Genomic DNA, 15,984 nt, shown 5'->3' with positions numbered 1-15,984 from the left:
ATGGCCATCGCCCTCGCCGCCCCCCACGCCGCCGCCGTCGACGCGGGACGCTCCGCGATCGCCGCGGGAGGAAACGCCCTGGATGCCGCGCTCGCCGCGGCCGCCATGCTCACCGTCGTCTACCCGCACCAGTGCGCGATCGGCGGCGACGTCATCGCCCTGGTCCGCCGCCCGGACGGCTCCACGACCGCGGTCGTCGCCGCGGGCACCGCGCCGGCTGCCGTCGCCGAGGCCGCGGCCGCCTGGAGCGAGGTGCCGCGCGCGGGCGCCGGCTCGGTGACCGTGCCGGGCATGGTCGCCGGGTGGACCGCGATCGCCGAGCTCGGCGCGGTGCTGCCGGTCTCGCGGGCGCTGGCGGCGGCCGCCGAGGTCGCCGACGCCGGAACGCCGGTGAGTGCGGGTCTCGTGCGCGCCTTGGTCTCGCGTGCCGACGCGATCCATGCGGACGCCGGGCTGCGTGAGGTCTTCACCCGGGACGGGGCGCTGCTCGCCGAGGGCGACGTCCTCGTCCAGCCGGCGCTCGCGGCGTCGCTCCGCCGCCTCGCGGCCGACCCGCGCGACTTCTACGACGGCGAGATCGCCCGCGCTCTCGTCCGGACGCTGCGCGCCCACGGCGGCGTCCACACCGACGACGACTTCGCCGGCTACCGCCCCGAGGTCGTCGGCGCCCTGACCCGCACGATCGGCGACGCGGAGTACAGCGTCGCCCCGCCGCCCTCGGTGGGTGCGATCCTCCTCGGCGTCGCGGCGGCGGGTGAGCGCGAGCCGGGGGCGCCCGAGCTCCTCGAGGCGAGCGTCCGCGGCGCACGGGCGCGCGGCGCCCACCTCGGCGATCCCGCCGCGGGCCCGGTCGACCTCGAGGCGCTGCTCGCGCTCGACGACCCGCCCCTCACGGGTCCGGGCGAGCCGCGTCCGCAGGGCGACACCGCCGCCGTGGTCGCGATCGACGACGACGGCTACGCCGTGACGATCGTGCAGAGCGTCTACCAGACCTTCGGTTCGGGTGTGCTCGATCCCGTCACCGGCATCCTGCTCCACAACCGCGGCGGAGCGTTCTCGATCGATCCGACTTCCCCCGCGGCGATCCGTCCCGGCGCCCGCCCGCCGCACACGCTCGCGCCCGCGATCGTCGACCGCAGCGACGTGACGGTGGTGGCGGGATGCCAGGGGGGTCGGGCGCAGCCCTGGATCCTCGCGCAACTGCTGCCCGACGCCACCGACCCCGCCACCGACCTCGACGAGCTGCTCGGCCGCCCGCGCTGGGTGATCGGCGACCGCGACCTCGGTCACGACCGGCTGACCCTCGTGACCGAACCGGGGGTCGCATCCGACGTGATCGAACGGGCCGAGACCCTCGGCCTCGGCGTCGCGGCCTTCCCCGGCCCCGCCGATGAAGCCGGACACGTCCAGTTCGTCCGCCGCGTCGGCGACGCCGGCGTGCGCGACGCGGCGAGCGATCCCCGCGCCGACGGCGTCGCCGTGCTCGTCCCGGCACCCTGAACCCACCCGCATCGCCCGCACCACCGCAGCAAGGAGACCCGATGACCGCCGACCGGCACTGGAGCGACCCCCTCACCCCGAGCGAGATCGTCGAGATCACCGCGCTCGTGCGCGCGGACGACCGCATCGGCGCCGAGCCCCGCTTCTGGGGCATCGCCGTCGAGGAGGGCCTGGCCCGCAGCCTCGCCCCCGGCCAGGGACGCCCGGTGCGCCTGGTGGTCATGAACCCGGCCGCGCACGCGGCGTGGGAGGTCACCGGCTGGACCTCGGGCACCGATCGCGCCGAGGCGTCGCTGGCATCCTGGAGCCCGGTGGATGCCAAGCGCCCCGGCGTCTCCAGCGACGAGGCGCGCGCGATCGCCCGCGCCGCCCGCGAGCACCCGCTGTTGAAGGAAGCCCTGGCCAAGCGCGGGATCATCGACACCACGCACGTGTGGGTCGACCCCGAGTCGATCACCGGCTTCGAGCCCGAGGACCTCGCCGACCGCCGCCTGTCGTGGGGCACCGTCTGGTACCGCGAGGACGCCGACGACAACGGCTACGCGCGTCCCGTCGCGGGGCTCGTGCCGATCCTCGACCTCGAGACGCTCGACATCATCCGCATCGAGGACCACGGCGTCATCCCGATGGCCAGCGAGGGCGGCAACTACCGCTCCGGCACCTGGGGTCCGGACCGGCACGTCGCGCCGCTGGAGATCACCCAGCCCGAGGGGCCCGGCTTCACCGTCGAGGGCCACCGGGTCACGTGGCAGAACTGGTCGTTCCGCATCGGCTTCACGCACCGCGAGGGGCTCGTCCTGCACGACATCGCCTACCGCGACGGCGACGTCGAGCGTCCCGTCCTCCGCCGCGCCGCGGTCAACGAGATGTACGTGCCGTACCTCGACGCCGACCCGACGGCGTACCGCAAGAACTTCTTCGACTGGGGCGAGTACGGGGCCGGCCCCCTCACGGCATCCCTCGAACTCGGATGCGACTGCCTCGGCGAGATCCACTACTTCGACGCGCACGTGCTCGACGGCGTCGGCGAGGCCCAGACCATCACCAACGGCGTGTGCCTGCACGAGGAGGACTCCTCCATCCTGTGGAAGCACGTCAACACCCGCACCGGCGAGGCCGACGTCCGCCGCTCGCGCCGCCTCGTGATCTCGTTCTTCGCCACCGTCGCGAACTACGACTACGGGTTCTACTGGTCGCTTTACCAGGACGGCTCGATCGAGCTGGAGATCAAGCTCACCGGCATCCTGTCGGTCTCTGGTATCGACGACGGCAGGATGCCCGCGTTCGGTCGCATGGTCAGCCCCAACGTCCAGGCCCCGACGCACCAGCACTACTTCGCCGTGCGCATGGACACCGCGATCGACGGCCCGAAGAACCGCCTGGTCGAGGTGCATGCCGAGGTCGAGGAGGACGAGGAGCTGAACCCCTGGGGCAACGCGGTCAAGATGGTCTCCGAGGTCATCGCCTCCGAGAAGGATGCCGGCCGGATGGCCGACGCGTCCCGGGCGGTGCACTGGCGCGTGGAGAACACCGAGCGCACCAACCGGTTCGGCGAGAGCACCGCGTACCGCCTGTCGGCGATGCACACGACGCGTCTGTTCGCCAAGCCCGGCAGCATCGTCGAGCGCAAGGCCCCCTTCGTGTCGAAGCACCTGTGGGCGACCGCCTACGACCCGAACGAGCGCTTCATCACGGGCGACTACCCCAACCAGGCTCCGCTCGAGGCGGAGGGCATCACGGCCTGGCAGCAGGCCGATCGCCCGCTCGACGGCGCCGAACTGGTGCTGTGGCCGATCGTCGGCGTGCACCACTATCCGAAGCCCGAGGAGTGGCCGATCATGCCGGTCCACCGCATCGGTCTGCGCTTCGAGCCGGACGGGTTCTTCACGCGGAACCCGTCGCTCGACCTGCCGCCGTCTTCGGGCGGTGACCACTGCCACGCGCCGACAGCGGGTTCCGGCGGGGCCGTCGCCGAGGGGCACGCGTTCCACGGACACGACGCCGGCGGGCACGAGCACCACGACCACTCCGCGCACGGGCACCACGGGCACGACCACCACGGGCACTGATGGGCGAGGTCCTGCACGTCGGCGCGCTCGTGACGACGGCGGCCGGCGCGTGCTGCGTCGCCGCCGACCGTCCCGCCGCGCGTGTGCGCGAGCTGCTCATCGCGGCGCTCATGCTGCTGGCCATGGGCGACATGGTTCTCGGCGGGGGGAGCGTGCCGGCGGTGTTCTGGGCGGCGGCGCTGCTCCTCGCGGCGCTGGTGGCGGTGGCGCCGGGGCGGGTGCGGCGCGGCGAGCCCCGGCGGATGCGCGCGTTCGACGCGCTCGGCGCCGTGCTCATGGCATCCCTTCTGCTGGCCGCGCACGTCCCGGCATCCGCGGGCTCGTCCCATCACGGGGCGGGGGCGATGCCGCTCGTGCTGCTGACCCTCCTCGGCGTGGCCGCCTATGCCGTCGGGGGTGTGGTGCTGTTCGCCACGGCGCATCGCGACCGGCCGCTCGTGACGCGGCTCCCGCCGTTGGCGATGGGCGCGTCGGCGGTGCTGATGGCCGCGCCGCTCGTGGTCGGCTGAGGAGCGCTTACTGAGATTGACGTGACACGTGCTGTCACGCGGGTCTCAGCAAGTCCGTCGCCGGGAGGGAAACCGACGCTCGCTGACCTTGTGCCGCGTCAGCCGGTGAACACCGTCGCGGAGCGCCGCTCGTACCAGCGCGCCAGCTGCTCGCCGGCCTTGAGGACGTGCTCGCGCATCTCGCGGCGGGCGGCTTCGGCGTCGCCCCGCTCGATCGCCTCGATGATGCGGACGTGCTCCTGGAAGTTCTCCTCGCGGTGGCGGTCGTCGCCGACGAGCAGCTGAGCCGACACGTTGCGGGGGAAGGTCTCGTTGATCTCGTCGATCGCGCGGGCGAGGCGCGCGTTGGCGGAGACCTGCGCGATGGTGTTGTGGAAGACGTCGTTCTCGCGGCGGCTGGCGAGGGCCGGGTCGCCCTGGCCGCGCTCGCGCTCGACGGAGCGGTCGTACATGTCCTGGTTCGCCTCGCGCAGGCGCGTGACGTCGCCGCGCGAGATGCGCTCGACGGCGCGGGCGGCGGCGAGGGCTTCGAGCTCGGCGCGCACTTCATAGGCCTCGCGCACCTCCCACGGCGCGGGCACGCGCACGACGGCACCGCGGTTGGGGAGGACCTCGATGAGGCCGCCCGTCTGCAACTGCCGCAGCGCCTCGCGCACCGGGGTGCGGCTGACTCCGAAGTCGCTCGCGAGCTCCGCCTGACGCAGCTGCGCGCCGATCGGGATGTCTCCCGACATGATGCGTTCCCGGATCTTGGCGGCGATCTCGTCGACGAGGGCGTGTCCCCCGGCGGCCGAGATCTCGGTGTCCCCCCGTGCGGCCATGCTGCCCCTCTCGGTCGATCGCGGTCGCGATCCCACGAGGTGCGAACCTAGCAGAACGGCCGCCGGATGCCACGCAATCCACGCGGGTCTGGCTCCCAGGCTGATGATTCGGGATCCAATCTGTATCTGTTAGGATCCAAATATGACGACCCGAGAGGATGCCACCGAGCTCCGCGCCCGTGTGCGTTCCTTGACGCTCGAGTCGGCCGATGTGCTGTCGGTCGAGCTCGAGGGGGTCGACGGCCCGCTTCCCGAATGGACGCCCGGCGCCCACATCGACCTGGCCCTCCCGGGTGCGCCCGTGCGCCAGTACTCGCTGTGCGGAGAGCCCGCTTCGGCGCGGTACCGCATCGCCGTCCTCCGCGAGGAGCAGAGCCGCGGCGGCTCCCGCGCCGTGCACGAGCGGCTGCGCCCGGGTGACGTCGTGTCGCTCCGCGGTCCGCGCACCCACTTCGGCCTCGAACCCGCCGACGAGTACCTGTTCCTCGCGGGCGGCATCGGCATCACGCCGGTTCTGCCCATGGTGCGCGCCGCCGCCGCGGCGGGCGTGCCGTGGCGTGTGCTGTACCTCGGCGCCTCGCGCACCCGCATGGCGTTCCTCGACGATCTCGCGGCCCTGCCCGGCGGGACGGTCGACGTCGTCGCCCGCGACGAGGGGGTGCGCGCCGACCTCGCGGCCGAGCTCGCGGCGCATCCGGACGCCGCGGTGTACGCGTGCGGTCCCGCGCGCATGCTCGAGGAGGTCACGCGCCTGGTGCCCGCGGCATCCGGTCGCCTTCACCTGGAGTACTTCACCGCCCCCGTCGTGGAGTACGAGCCCGGCGGACCGTTCGCCGTGCGCCTCGCGCTCACGGGCGTCGAGGTGACCGTCGAACCCGCGCAGACCGTGCTCGGGGTGCTGCGCGACGCGGGTGTCGACGTGCTCTCCGACTGCGAGGAGGGCATCTGCGGCAGCTGCGAGACGGGCGTCCTGGAGGGGGAGGTCGAGCATCGCGACTTCGTCCTCACCGCCCAGGAGCGTGCCGCGAACGACTGCATGATGGTGTGCGTCTCGCGCTCGGCGTGCCCCGTCCTCGTCCTCCAGGCCTGACCCGCCTGCACCACACCCGCACCGACCACGAGAGGCCACGGCCATGCTGAAGCAGGAAGACAACGAGAAGATCACCCGCTCCGGGCCGGGTACGCCGCTCGGCAACCTTCTGCGCTCGTACTGGCAGCCGGCCGCCCTGGTGTCCGAGATGCCGGGGGAGCGGCCGGTCAAGGCCGTCCGCATCATGAGCGAAGACCTCGTGCTGTTCAAGAAGCGCGAGGGCTGGGGGCTCATCAGCCGCTACTGCGCCCACCGGGGCGTCGACCTGTCGTACGGCCGCCTCGAGGAGGACGGCATCCGGTGCCTCTACCACGGGTGGCTCTACAACGGCGAGGGCAAGTGCGTCGAGCAGCCCGCCGAGCCCGAGCACAGCCAGTTCCTCGGCAAGATCCGCATCGCCAACTACCCGTGCGTCGAGAAGAACGGGATCATCTTCACCTACATGGGCGCGGGCGACCCGCCGCCTTTCCCCGACTACGACTGCTTCGTCGCGCCGGAGGAGTACACCTTCGCCTTCAAGGGCCTGTGGGACTGCAACTGGCTGCAGGGGCTCGAGGGCGGCATCGACCCGAGCCACGTGTCGTTCCTGCACCGCTTCATCGAAGAGGACCCCCGCGAGATGTACGGGCAGCAGTTCGCGGAGGAGGTCGAGGGCACCGGGAAGAAGCTCTCGATGCTCGTGGGCGAGAGCTACCGCCCCGACATCGAGGTCGAGAGCGCCGATCATGGCCTCCGGGTCTTCGCTCTGCGCCAGCTCACCGAGGACATCAAGCACGTGCGCGTCACGAACCTGATGTTCCCCAACGCCTTCGTCGTCCCCTTCGGCAACACCAAGGTGTTCACGCAGTGGCACGTGCCGATCGACGACGAGCATCACTACTGGTACATGATCTGGTACGACTTCGCGGAAGTCACCGACAAGGACACCCTGCTGCAGCAGCGACTGGAGGGCGTGACGCTGCCGGACTACCGACCGATCCGCAACCGCGACAACAACTGGGGCTTCGACCCGCAGGAGCAGAAGGAGCTCACCTACACGGGCATGGGGCTCGACATCAACGTCCACGACCAGTGGGCCGTCGAGAGCATGGGCGCCATCCAGGACCGCACGGTCGAGCGCCTCGGCGTCTCGGACCGCGCGGTCACCGCCAACCGGCGCCTGCTGCTCCGCGCGATCGACTCCTTCGCCGCGGGCGGGCAGACGCCGTCGCACCCCGTGAGCGACGAGGATGCCGCGAAGCTCACCGGGCCGCTCGCGATGGACACGATCGCCGCCAACGACGCGTGGCAGGAGCGCTGGGTGCAACGCGAGCACGAGCGCCGCGCGGCCTCGCCGTGGGCGGCCCCGAAGACGACCGCCGAGGAGACCGTCGATGCGTGAGCGCAACGTCGACGAGCGCCCGGTCTCGGAGAGCGGCGGCGGGATCTCCGCCCGCCCGATGCTCGCCGCCGACCGCGAGGGATTCGTCCACCGGCACGGGCTGTGGAGCGAGGCGCAGTACGCCGCGGCCGGACAGATGCGCCGCGTCGTGGACGAGCTCGGCATCGACATGGTGCGGTTCTCGTTCGTCGACCAGCACGGCATCCTGCGCGGCAAGACGATCGCGCGGGGCGGCATCGCCGCGGCGATGCGCTCGGGCGTCACCGCCCCCAGCTCGCTGCTGCTGAAGGACACCTCCGGCCAGTCGGTGTTCCCGGTGTTCAGCTCCGAGACGGGCGTCGGGGTCGACGGCTTCAGCGGCGCGGGCGACATCGTCCTCGTGCCCGACCCCACCACGTTCCGCGTGCTGCCGTGGGCACCGGGGACCGCCTGGATCCTGTGCGACCTCCGCTTCCCCGACGGCAGCCCGGTTCCGTTCTGCACCCGGACGATCCTGCGCAACGAGCTGACCGCCCTCGCCGCGCGCGGCTACGACATGACCGTCGGTGCCGAGCTGGAGTTCCACGTCTTCCGCGCCGACGACGCAGCGCTCGGTACCGAGCACGTCGGTGCCCCCGGTCGCCCCGGGGCAGCCTCCCTCACCGCACCGACCACGCGCGGCTCGCAGCTGCTGCTCGAGGAGGGCCTCGACCGCATGCAGCCGCTCGTCGATGCGCTGTACCGCGGGCTGACGCTCCTCGACCTGCCGCTGCGCTCGATCGAGCTCGAGTTCGGCCCCAGCCAGTTCGAGATCACGATGGAGGCCGGATCAGCGGCCGAGATCGCGGATGCCATCGTCCTGTGCCGCACCGCCGTCCGGCGCATCGCCGCGGGTCTCGGGTATCACGCGACCTTCATGTCGCGCCCGCAGGGCGCCGACGGGGCCTCGACCGGGTGGCACCTGCACCAGTCGCTCACCGAGCGGGCCACCGGTCGCGGCGCGTTCGTGCCCGATGCGCCGGGGACGACCCTGTCGCTGCTCGGCTCGGCGTACCTCGGGGGCCTCCTCGCCCACGCCGGGGCGGCGGCGGTGTTCACCACGCCGACGGTCAACGGCTACAAGCGCTACCAGCCGAACTCGCTCGCGCCCGACCGCATCGCGTGGGGCATCGACAACAAGGGCGCGATGGTGCGTGCCGTCGGCGGGATGGGCGACCCGGCGACGCGGCTCGAGAACCGGTCGGGCGAGCCCGCGGCCAACCCGTACCTCTACATCGCGTCGCAGCTGATCAGCGGCGTCGACGGGATCGAGCGCGGGCTCATCCCGCCCGCACCCACGACCGACCCCTACCGCACGGACGCCCCGGCGCTGCCGGCATCCCTCGGGGCCGCCGTCGACGCCTTCGAGGCCGACGATGTCTTCCGCGCTGCCCTCGGCGACGTCGTGGTGGAGTGGTACGCGACCATCAAGAGGGCCGAGTTCGCCCGTTATCTTCGCCACGTCTCCGACTGGGAGCAGCGCGAGTACTTCGAGATCTTCTGAGGACCCCCATGAGCCTTCGCCCCACCGTCACCGCGCTGCCGGAGTACGAACCGTTCCTCCTCGGTGGAGAGTGGATGCCGCTCGGCGAACGCCCCGCGCGCGCGGTGATCGACCCCGCCACCGGCGAGGTGCTCACGAGCGTGGCCGACGCCACGGCCGCCGATGTCGACACCGCGGTCGCGATCGCGGTCGAAGCCCACGCCGACCGGCGCTGGCGCGGGCTCGCGCCCCTCGAACGCGCCCGGATCCTCAACCGGGTCGCCGACCTCATCGAGGAGCGACTCGAAGAGCTGGCGGTGCTCGAGACGCGCGACAACGGCAAGCCCATCGAGCGCTCCCGCGCCGACACGGCCATGGCGGCGCGCACGTTCCGGCACTTCGCCGGAGCGCCGTCGCGCCTGGGCGGCACGGTCGTCGCGGTCGACGGCGGGGGACACCACGTCTACACCGTGCAGGAGCCGGTCGGCCCGGTGGCGATCATCCTGCCGTGGAACTTCCCGATCATGACGGCGGCGTTCAAGCTCGCCCCCGCGCTCGCCGCGGGCTGCCCCGTGGTGGCCAAGCCCGCGGAGGACACCCCGCTGACGCTCCTCCGCCTCGGCGGCATCCTGGCCGAGGCGGGTGTCCCCGCCGGCACCGTGAGCATCCTGACGGGCGACGGATCCGTCGGCGCCGCGCTCACCGCGCACCCGGGCATCGCGAAGATCACCTTCACCGGCTCGACCGAGGTGGGGCGGCTCGTCGCGCACGCCGCGGCCGACGACTTCACGCGCGTGACGCTGGAGCTCGGCGGCAAGAGCCCGAACATCGTCTTCGAGGACGCCGACCTGGATGCCGCGGTCCTCACCGCGATGCGCGCGTCGTTCGGCCACTCCGGGCAGATGTGCACCGCGGGGAGCCGTCTGCTCGTGCAGCGTTCGATCCTCGCCGAGATGACCGAGCGCATGACCGCCGCGGTCGCCCGCGTGCCCGTCGGCGACGGCCTCGACGGCGGCATCACGGTCGGCCCGCTCGTGTCGGAGGAGCAGCGCGAGCGCGTGCTCGGCTACATCCGCGCGGGCGTCGACGAGGGCGCGACCCTCCTCGCCGGCGGCGGGGTCCGCGAGCCGGGCTTCTACGTCGAGCCGACGCTGTTCTCGGGCGTCACGAACGACATGCGCATCGCCCGCGAGGAGATCTTCGGACCCGTCGTCGGCATCATCCCGTTCGACGACGAGGCGGATGCCCTCCGCATCGCCAACGACACCGCGTACGGTCTCGCCGCGGGCGTGTGGACCCGCGACCTCGGGCGGGCGCACCGGATGGCCGCGGCCCTGGACGCCGGCACGGTGTGGATCAACACGTACAACCTCTTCGACCCGGCGCTGTCGTTCGGCGGCACGGGAGAGTCGGGCCTCGGACGCGACCTCGGCGAAGAGGGGCTCCGCGGGTTCCTCGAGACCAAGAGCGTCGTCATCGCGATCCCGGAGGCCTGACCGGCATGCTCACCGTCCACGGCGTCTCGGGACCGATCTCCCCGGAACAGCTCGGCGTCACGCTGCCGCACGAGCACGTGTACATCAACATGACGCGGACGACCCCGCAGGACGGCTACCTCGCGGTCGAGGAGGAGATGCTCGCCGAGCTGGCGCTGTTCCGCGCGGCGGGCGGATCGACGCTCATCGACCTGACGAACGGCGAACTCAGCGACTACGCGGCGCCGTTCGGCGAGAGCGACGACATCACCGAGCTGCAGCAGAACCGGCGGACCGGATCGCGCTCGATCGCGAACGTCCGGGCGACCCGGCGGGCCGCCGAGGCCAGTGGCATCCAGGTCATCCTCGGGACGGGCCACTACTACGACACCTACCTCGACAAGGAGTGGTTCGACCGCACTCCGACGAACACGCTCGCCGACTTCCTCATCGCCGACCTCCTCGACGAGATCCCCGGGACCGGCGTGCGCGCGGGCGTCATCGGCGAGATCGCGTCCGACCTGTCGCACATCACCGCCGTCGAGGAGCGCTCGTTCCGCGCGGCCGCCCGCGCCGGCCGCGAGACCGGTGCCCTCATCTCCACGCACGCGGCATCCTTCCCGACGGGCCTCGCCCAGCTCGAGATCCTCACCGAGGAGGGCGTCGACCCCTCGCGCGTCGTCATCGGCCACGCCGACACCGTGAAGAGCATCGACTACTCGCTCGAGCTCCTCCGGCGCGGGGCCGTCGTCGAGTTCGACTGCCTCATGACGTGCCGGGTCGGCGGTGCGCTGGTGCGCCACCAGATCGACCGGCGCATCGAGTACCTCCGCCGCATCATCGACGCGGGCTACGCGCACAAGGTGCTGCTCTCCCACGACGTCTGCCAGCGTTCGCACCTGCGGGCGTACGGTGGCCCGGGATACACCTTCCTCTTCGAGGAGTTCCGGCAGATCGCCGTCGAGGCCGGCATCGCACCCGAGACCCTCGACGCCATCCACCGCGACAACCCGCGTCGCGCCGTCTTCGGGGAGTGACCGATGCCCATCCACACCGTCCTCGGGCCCATCGACGCCGCCGACCTGGGCCGCACCTCGATGCACGAGCACCTGCTCAGCGACCTGCGCATCTGGGCGAAGACCCCCACCGAGCTCCCGCCCGAGGGGGTGCCGATGGGCCCCGAGCTCATGGCGTACCTGCGCTGGAACTTCCTCTCGATCCCCGAGAACATCGTCCTGCACGACCCCGCCGTCGCCGCCGAGGAGCTCGCCCACGTCGTCACCGCCGGGGGATCGGGCGTCGTCGAGCTCACGCTCGACGGCATGGGCCGGCGCCTCGCCGAACTCCCCGAGATCTCCCGCCGGTCGGGCGTGCACGTCATGGTCGGTGCGGGTTTCTACGTCGAGCCCACGATGCCCGATGACGTCCGGACCGCCGACGTCGACACCCTCACCGAGCTGCTGCTGACCCAGCTGCGCGACGGCATCGAGGGCACCGGCATCCTTCCCGCCCTCCTCGGTGAGATCGGCACGAGCTACCCCGTGACGGATGCCGAGTGGCGCTCGCTCCGCGCGGCGGCGCGCGCCGGGGCGGAGACCGGGGCAACCGTCTACACCCACCAGTCGTTCCGCGGCATGGCGGGGACCGAGGTCCTCGAGGTGCTGGTGGCGGAGGGCATGTCGCCCGACCGCGTGATCATCGGGCACCTCGATGAGTATTGGGACAAGGCCTACCACCGCGACATCGCCCAGGCCGGGGCCGTGCTCGCGTATGACACGTTCGGGTCGGACTTCTACTACGGCGGCGCCGACCTCCGGAACCCGACGGATGCCGAGCGGCTCGAGATGGTCGAGTGGCTGCTGTCCGAGGGGTACGGCGAACAGCTCGTCATCGCGCAGGACGTGTGGGCGCAGGCGAACCTCCGCCGCAACGGCGGGCGCGGCTACGACCACCTCTTCGCCCGCATCGGCCCCGCGATCGCGAAGATCGCCGGCGACCCGGCGGCCGCCGACCAGATCCTCATCCACACTCCGCGGCGGTTGCTCGACCGCCCGACGCTCTAGGAGACACCCGTGACCGACATCGCACCCATCGGCCCCGCCCACCTGGTCGGCCGCACCGTCCTGATCGTCGTCGACATCCAGGGCGGCGCGGGCACCACCCCGCCCGAGGAGGGCGGCATCCCCGTGCTCATGGGCGGCCGCGCCGAGCGCCGCGAGCGCGTCCGTGCGCTGGTCGACGGAGCCCGCGCCGCCGGGGTGCCCGTCGTGTGGATCCAGGAGGTGCACAAGCGTTCCCTGGTGGACATCGGCCGCGAGCTCGACGGTGCCGAGGGTCCGCACTGCATCGAGGGCGACCCCGACACCGAGATCGCGGCGTGGCTCGACCCGCAGCCCGAGGAGTTCCTCATCCGCAAGCGCCGCTACTCGGCGTTCTTCGGCACCGAGCTCGAGATCGTGCTGAAGGCGTATAAGGCCGACACGGTCGTGCTCGTGGGGGGCCTCACGGACGTCTGCATCCACTACACCGCCGTCGACGCGCACCAGCACGACTACCGCGTCCGGGTCGTGACCGACTGCGTCGCCGGGTCCACCCAGCGCGCGCACGACAACGCCCTCGAGGCCGTGCAGTACCTGCAGCGGGACGCGCTCGTCACGGCGGCCGACGCGCACGCGTCGCTGGACGGCGCACCGGTGCCCGCGTGACGACGCCCCTCCCCGCCGCGGCCGAGTACGTCGTCGTCGGCGGCGGCACGGCGGGCAACGTGGTGGCGGCACGGCTGGCCGAGTCCGGCCGCGAGGTGCTCGTCCTGGAGGCGGGTCCCGACTTCGGACCCCGCGGCGACGCCGCCTGGCCCGCGGATCTCGTGGATGCCACGCGCCTGGGTCGCTCCCACGACTGGGGGTACGACTCCGGTGACACCTACCCGTGGAAGGTGGGGTTCGAGCGGGCGCGCGCGATCGGCGGATCGTCCGACATGAACGGCTGCACCCAGACGTGGGGCCACCGGCGCGACTACGACGCGTGGGCCGAGGCGGGGCTCGCCGGGTGGGCGGCCGACGACCTGCGGCCGCTGTTCGAGGAGGGCACGCGGCGCATGCGCGTGCGCCGCTACCTCGCCTCCGAACTCACCCCCTGGCAGCACGCCTGGTACGACGCCGCCCCCGCGGTCGGCATGCCGCGCGTCGCCACCCTCAACGACCTCGACGAGAACGCGGGCTTCGCCCCCGAGGACGTGAACATCGAGGACGGCGTGCGCGTGAACACCGCGTTCGCGTACCTGGATCCCGCGCGGTCGCTCCCGAACCTCACGATCGTCGGCGAGGCGCTCGTGGACCGCGTCGTCGTCGAGGGCGGCCGCGCGACCGGTGTCGTCGTCGTCCATCGCGGCCAGACGCGCACGGTCCGCGCGGGCACGGTGGTCCTCGCCGGCGGGGCGTACAACTCCCCGACCGTGCTGCTGCGCTCGGGCATCGGCCCGGCGGCGCAGCTGGCGCCGCTCGGCATCCCGATCGTCCAGCACCTGCCCGGGGTGGGGGAGAACCTCCACGATCAGCCGTTCCTCCTCATGAACTGGGAGGGGTCGGCGCGGATGACGGCGGCGATGGATGCCGCCCGCGCGGCGGGATGGGCCCCGGACGAGCAGGCGATGGGCAAGGCGGCATCCAGTCTGGAGAGCGAGGCGTTCGACCTGCACTTCCTCCCGTACAGTCCGACGCATCGCGGCGAACGCACGCGGTGGAGCATCGGCACGTCGGCCCTTCAGCCGCGCTCGCGCGGTTTCGTGCGGATCCGGAGCACCGACCCCGAGGCCGCACCCGTCATCGACCACCGGTTCCTGACCGATCCGGAGGGCGCGGACGTGCGGATGCTCGTCGACGGCGTCGGGATCCTCCGCGAGCTCGCCGCGTCACCGGACCTCGCGCCCCTCGTCGGCCGAGAGCTGCACCCCGGCCCCGACACCTTCACGCGCGAGGCACTCGCGGCCCACCTCTACGCGAACCCCGACAACTACTGGCATCCGGTCGGCACGTGTCGGATGGGACTCGCCGACGACCCGCTCGCCGTCGTCGACGCGCGCGGACGCGTCCACGGGATCGACGGGCTGCGCGTCGCGGACTGCGCGATCATGCCTCGCGTCCCCCGTGCCACCACCGCCATGCCCGCCGTCGTGGTGGGCGAGAACATCGCCCGGATGCTGATCGAGGACGCCGCATGAGCACGCCCGAACTGACCGAACGCGCCGCCGCCGACCTGGCCGACGCGATCCGCCGCCGGGAGGTGTCGTCGGAGGAGGTCGTACGCGCGCACCTGGAGCGCATCGACGAGATCAACCCCGCGGTCAACGCCATCGTCTCGTACCGCCCCGACGAGGCCATCGATCGCGCGCGCGAACTCGACGCCCTCAGCGCCCGCGGCCTCTCGATGGGCGCGCTGCACGGTCTGCCGTTCGCCGTGAAAGACCTCATGGACGTCGCGGGGCTGCCCACGACATCGGGGTCGCGCATCCACGTCGGCACCGTCGCGCAGACCGACAGCGTCATCTCGGGCCGGATCCGCGACGCCGGGGCCGTGTTCGTCGGGAAGACCAACACCCCCGAGTTCGGCGTCGGCTCGCACACGTTCAACGACGTCTTCGGCATCACGCGCAACCCGTACGACCTCTCCCGTTCGGCCGGGGGCAGCAGCGGCGGCGCCGCCGCGGCCGTCACCAGCGGCATGCTGCCGGTGGCGGACGGATCCGACCTCGGCGGCAGCATCCGCAACCCCGCGTCGTTCGGCAACCTCGTGGGCCTGCGTCCCACCGCCGGCCGCGTCGCCTCGGCCCGCCCCGGCAACGCGTGGGACCCGGGCTCAGTGCTCGGTCCGCTCGCGCGCACCGTCCGCGATGCGGCGCTGTTGCTGTCGGTGATCTCGGCTCCCGAGCGTCGGGCGCCGCTGTCGATCGACGAGGATCCTTCGCTGTTCCTGTCGCTGCAGCCCCGCCCGTTCGCGGGGGCGCGCATCGCCTACAGCCCCGACCTCGGCGGGCTGCCCCTGGACCCGCAGGTGCGCCAGGCGACCGACGCGGCCGCGCGCCTCGCCGCCGACCTCGGGGCCGAGGTGATCCCCGTCGACCTCGACCTGTCCGAGGCCGACCTCGTCTTCGAGACGTTCCGGTCGCTGGAGTTCCTCGACGCGCACGGCGACGAGGCCGCGGAGCACCCCGATCTCGTCAAGCAGACGCTGAAGGACGACATCGCGTGGGCCGCGGGATTCACGGCCGAGACGCTGGTGCGCGCGGCCGGCGCCCGGACGCGCCTGTTCCGCCGGTTCCAGGCGCTGTTCGAGAACGTCGACCTGTTGCTCGCACCGTGCGTGCAGGTGCTGCCGTTCCCCGTCGAGTGGGAGTACCCCACCGAGATCGACGGCGTCGCGATGGACCGCTACTACTCCTGGCAGCGCTCGTGCAGCCGGATCACGGCGACCGCGATGCCCGCGCTGTCGCTCCCCTTCACCTTCTCGACCGAGGGGCTGCCGATCGGCGTGCAGTTCGTCGGCCCCTACCGCGCCGACCGCATGCTGCTGGAGTTCGGCCTGACCTGGGAGGGCGCCGTCGCCGACACGATGGCGCGCCGCCCGCCCCTCTGACCCGCCT

The 15,984-nt window shown here is 72.4% G+C and carries 13 protein-coding genes; 12 read left to right on the top strand and 1 reads right to left on the bottom strand.

What is annotated here, in order from left to right; translation table 11 throughout:
- From CSIV_RS07055 to CSIV_RS07045, 3 genes are read left to right on the top strand one after another with little or no spacing between them, the layout of a single operon-like run.
- Entirely contained in the window at positions 1-1,500 is a 1,500-nt protein-coding gene (locus CSIV_RS07055; protein WP_077050716.1) for a gamma-glutamyltransferase, read from the top strand.
- Between the two features lie 41 nt (positions 1,501-1,541).
- Entirely contained in the window at positions 1,542-3,569 is a 2,028-nt protein-coding gene (locus tag CSIV_RS07050) for a primary-amine oxidase (RefSeq protein WP_077050715.1), read from the top strand.
- Positions 3,569-4,078: a hypothetical protein gene (locus CSIV_RS07045; RefSeq protein ID WP_077050714.1), complete on the top strand. Its 510-nt coding sequence runs from the start codon at positions 3,569-3,571 to the stop codon at positions 4,076-4,078. Before CSIV_RS07050 ends, CSIV_RS07045 begins: the two co-directional genes overlap by 1 nt.
- Positions 4,079-4,176: 98 nt before the next feature.
- Here CSIV_RS07045 and CSIV_RS07040 read toward each other — a convergent pair whose 3' ends face one another.
- Positions 4,177-4,899, bottom strand: a complete 723-nt coding sequence (locus CSIV_RS07040) for a GntR family transcriptional regulator (protein ID WP_077050713.1) — start codon at positions 4,897-4,899, stop codon at positions 4,177-4,179.
- A 142-nt stretch (positions 4,900-5,041) separates the two neighbouring features.
- Here CSIV_RS07040 and CSIV_RS07035 point away from each other — a divergent pair, with 142 nt between their 5' ends.
- The 9 genes from CSIV_RS07035 to CSIV_RS06995 are packed head-to-tail and all read left to right on the top strand — an operon-like array spanning position 5,042 to position 15,977.
- Positions 5,042-5,989, top strand: coding sequence for a PDR/VanB family oxidoreductase (locus CSIV_RS07035; RefSeq protein WP_077050712.1), 948 nt, complete (start codon positions 5,042-5,044; stop codon positions 5,987-5,989).
- Positions 5,990-6,032: 43 nt separating this feature from the next.
- Positions 6,033-7,370, top strand: coding sequence for a Rieske 2Fe-2S domain-containing protein (locus CSIV_RS07030; RefSeq protein ID WP_077050711.1), 1,338 nt, complete (start codon positions 6,033-6,035; stop codon positions 7,368-7,370).
- Positions 7,363-8,892 carry a glutamine synthetase family protein gene (locus tag CSIV_RS07025; protein WP_139340638.1) on the top strand — a complete coding sequence of 510 codons (1,530 nt, stop codon included), beginning with the start codon at positions 7,363-7,365 and terminating at the stop codon, positions 8,890-8,892. Before CSIV_RS07030 ends, CSIV_RS07025 begins: the two co-directional genes overlap by 8 nt.
- 8 nt (positions 8,893-8,900) lie before the next feature.
- Positions 8,901-10,367: an aldehyde dehydrogenase family protein gene (locus CSIV_RS07020; protein ID WP_077050710.1), complete on the top strand. Its 1,467-nt coding sequence runs from the start codon at positions 8,901-8,903 to the stop codon at positions 10,365-10,367.
- Between the two features lie 5 nt (positions 10,368-10,372).
- Positions 10,373-11,383, top strand: coding sequence for a phosphotriesterase family protein (locus tag CSIV_RS07015; protein ID WP_077050709.1), 1,011 nt, complete (start codon positions 10,373-10,375; stop codon positions 11,381-11,383).
- A gap of 3 nt (positions 11,384-11,386) precedes the next feature.
- Entirely contained in the window at positions 11,387-12,409 is a 1,023-nt protein-coding gene (locus CSIV_RS07010; protein ID WP_077050708.1) for a phosphotriesterase family protein, read from the top strand.
- Positions 12,410-12,418: 9 nt separating this feature from the next.
- The gene (locus CSIV_RS07005) at positions 12,419-13,051 is read left to right on the top strand and encodes a cysteine hydrolase family protein (RefSeq protein WP_077050707.1); all 633 of its coding nucleotides are present in this window, start codon (positions 12,419-12,421) and stop codon (positions 13,049-13,051) included.
- The gene (locus CSIV_RS07000; RefSeq protein WP_077050706.1) at positions 13,048-14,565 is read left to right on the top strand and encodes a GMC family oxidoreductase; all 1,518 of its coding nucleotides are present in this window, start codon (positions 13,048-13,050) and stop codon (positions 14,563-14,565) included. The genes CSIV_RS07005 and CSIV_RS07000 overlap by 4 nt, the downstream gene beginning before the upstream one ends.
- Entirely contained in the window at positions 14,562-15,977 is a 1,416-nt protein-coding gene (locus CSIV_RS06995) for an amidase family protein (RefSeq protein ID WP_077050705.1), read from the top strand. Before CSIV_RS07000 ends, CSIV_RS06995 begins: the two co-directional genes overlap by 4 nt.
- The last annotated feature ends 7 nt before the right edge of the window (positions 15,978-15,984 follow it).

This window comes from Microbacterium sp. CSI-V, assembly GCF_001984105.1.
In the GTDB taxonomy this organism is placed as follows: domain Bacteria; phylum Actinomycetota; class Actinomycetes; order Actinomycetales; family Microbacteriaceae; genus Microbacterium.
This window is presented reverse-complemented; position numbering and strand designations above follow the sequence as displayed.